The organism is Stenotrophomonas sp. 05L44_2, from assembly GCF_056665995.1.
Genome location: NZ_JBFTNR010000656.1, coordinates 1 through 2,359, shown reverse-complemented (window position 1 = coordinate 2,359; position 2,359 = coordinate 1). Strand labels below are relative to the sequence as shown.

Annotated in this window: 4 protein-coding genes; 2 read left to right on the top strand and 2 right to left on the bottom strand. The window is 65.1% G+C overall.

Features of this window, described 5'->3' with window-relative positions; translation table 11 throughout:
- Together AC1VAN_RS18855 and asnS are read right to left on the bottom strand one after the other, a co-directional pair.
- The coding region (locus tag AC1VAN_RS18855; RefSeq protein WP_480986441.1) for a hypothetical protein at nt 1-220 on the bottom strand (220 nt) is incomplete at its 3' end.
- A 33-nt stretch (nt 221-253) separates the two neighbouring features.
- Nucleotides 254-1,648, bottom strand: coding sequence for an asparagine--tRNA ligase (gene asnS, locus AC1VAN_RS18850; RefSeq protein WP_480986440.1), 1,395 nt, complete (start codon nt 1,646-1,648; stop codon nt 254-256).
- A 130-nt stretch (nt 1,649-1,778) separates the two neighbouring features.
- On the opposite strand from asnS, the gene AC1VAN_RS18845 reads away from it, so the two are divergent.
- Both AC1VAN_RS18845 and AC1VAN_RS18840 read left to right on the top strand, forming a co-directional pair.
- A complete protein-coding gene (locus tag AC1VAN_RS18845) occupies nt 1,779-2,117 on the top strand; it encodes a HesB/IscA family protein (RefSeq protein WP_025876879.1) in 339 nt (112 codons plus the stop codon).
- A gap of 93 nt (nt 2,118-2,210) precedes the next feature.
- A partial coding sequence (locus AC1VAN_RS18840; RefSeq protein ID WP_480986442.1) for a CbrC family protein occupies nt 2,211-2,359 on the top strand: 149 nt, incomplete at its 3' end.

The window sequence follows — 2,359 nt, the reverse complement described above, 5'->3', positions numbered from 1 at the left end:
TCGCCAGCCCGGACAGCGAGCGGTCCGGCTGGGTGCGGTATTCGCGCCGCAGCAGCCAGCCCAGCGCATCGGGCTTGAGGAAGGCGCCACTGCCGAAGCGCTGCGCCAGCGCCGGATGGCGATCGCGCACATGCACCAGGGTCAGCGGCCAGAAAATCACGAAGGCACTGAACCCGGCCACTGCAACGCCGACGAAACACAGGGCGAAGAACAGGGTCATGGGGGCAGTACCTCCGTGGTCGTGCGTGTGGGCTTAGAAGTCCGCGCTGCCCGGGGCGCGCGGGTAGGGGATCGCATCGCGGATGTTGGACAGACCGCAGACGTACACCACCAGGCGCTCGAAGCCCAGGCCGAAGCCGGCGTGCGGTACCGAGCCGTAGCGGCGGAAATCGCGGTACCAGCTGTAGTGCTCGCGATCCAGGCCGAACTGCGCCATGCRTGCATCCAGCACGTCCAGGCGCTCTTCGCGCTGGCTGCCACCGATGATCTCGCCGATGCCCGGGGCCAGCACGTCCATCGCCGCGACGGTCTTGCCGTCATCGTTCAGGCGCATGTAGAAGGCCTTGATGTGCTCGGGGTAGTTGGTCACCACCACCGGGCGACCGACGTGTTCCTCGGTCAGCCAGCGCTCGTGCTCGGTCTGCAGGTCCAGGCCCCATTCGACCGGGAAGTCGAACTTCTTTCCGGACTTCTGCAGCAGGCTGACCGCATCGGTGTAATCGATGCGTTCGAACGGCGCGTTGATGAAGTCTTCCAGCTTGGTGATCGCGTTCTTGTCCACGCGCTCGGCGATGAAGGCCAGGTCGTCGCCGCGCTCGTTGAGCACCGCGCGGAACAGGTACTTCAGGAATTCCTCGGCCAGGCGTGCGTCTTCGGCCAGGTCGGCGAAGGCGATTTCCGGCTCGATCATCCAGAACTCCGCCAGGTGGCGGGTGGTGTGGCTGTTCTCGGCGCGGAAGGTCGGGCCGAAGGTGTACACCTTGCTCAGCGCCAGGCAGTAGGCCTCGACGTTCAGCTGGCCGGACACGGTCAGGAAGGTTTCCTTGCCGAAGAAGTCGCGGCTGAAGTCGATCCCGCCCTGGGCGTCACGCGGCAGGTTCACCATGTCCAGGGTGGACACGCGGAACATCTGGCCGGCGCCTTCGGCGTCGGAGGTGGTGATGATCGGGGTGCTGATCCAGTTGAAGCCGTTCTCGTGGAAGAAGCGGTGCACGGCCTGGGCCAGGCAGTTGCGGATGCGGGTGACCGCGCCGAACAGGTTGGTGCGCGGGCGCAGGTGCGCCACTTCACGCAGGAACTCCGGCGTCATCGGCTTGGGCTGGATCGGGTAGGTGAGCGGGTCTTCGACCCAGCCGACCACCTCGACCGCGCTGGCCTGGATCTCGAACGACTGGCCCTTGCCCTGCGACTTCACCAGTGTGCCGGTGGCCACCAGCGAGCAGCCGGTGGTCAGGCGCTTGATCTCGTCGAAGTTGGCCAGCCCGTCGCCGGCCACGACCTGGATCGGGGCGAAGCAGGAGCCGTCGGTCACATTCACGAAAGCCAGATTTGCTGAACCGCGCACCGTGCGCACCCAACCGCGTACCGTGACTTCGCCACCTTCCGGGATCTTCCCGGCAAGCGCATGTTCAACGCTGACCACCGTCATGACTTGAATCCTCTGCTGATCGACTCGATCTATGAACACGGGAGTTTACCGGTTGCAGCGTTCTGCTTGCGAGGCATTTCTGCGGTCATCGGCTCCCTATAATGTCCCGGTACCTCTGGAGTGATCCACCATGGCTGTCAGCCTGACCCCTATTGCCTTTGAGCGCGTGCAGCGCTTTGTCGCCCAGACCCCCGGCGCGCTGGGCCTGCGTTTTGGCGTGACCAAGACCGGCTGCTCGGGCTGGGGCCACATCACCGACCTGGCCCGCGAGGAGCGCGCGGACGACACCGTGTTCGACCAGGACGGGGTAAAGATCTATGTCGATGCCAAGAGCCTGGCCCTGGTGGACGGCACCGTGATCGACTTCGGCAAGCACGGCCTGAGCGAGACCTTCACGTTCAGCAACCCGAATGCCACCGCCGAGTGCGGCTGCGGCGAGAGCTTCACCACCGACGCCGACAAGGCCTGACGGCCGGTTCTGGCGTCCGCCGGACGTGGTCCGGCGCTATCGGAACCTGCTCTGGTAGATGCCGACCTTGGTCGGCAGGGAAGGGATCCACGGATGGAACGACCGCTTTTCATTTATCACCCCAACGCCTACGCCCTCTCCTTCGAAGAGGTCGACGGGATCTGTGACTGCTGCGGTCAGTCGCGGACGCTTCGTTACCGGGGGCCGTTCTACACACCTCTGCGTCCCGATTACCTGTGCCC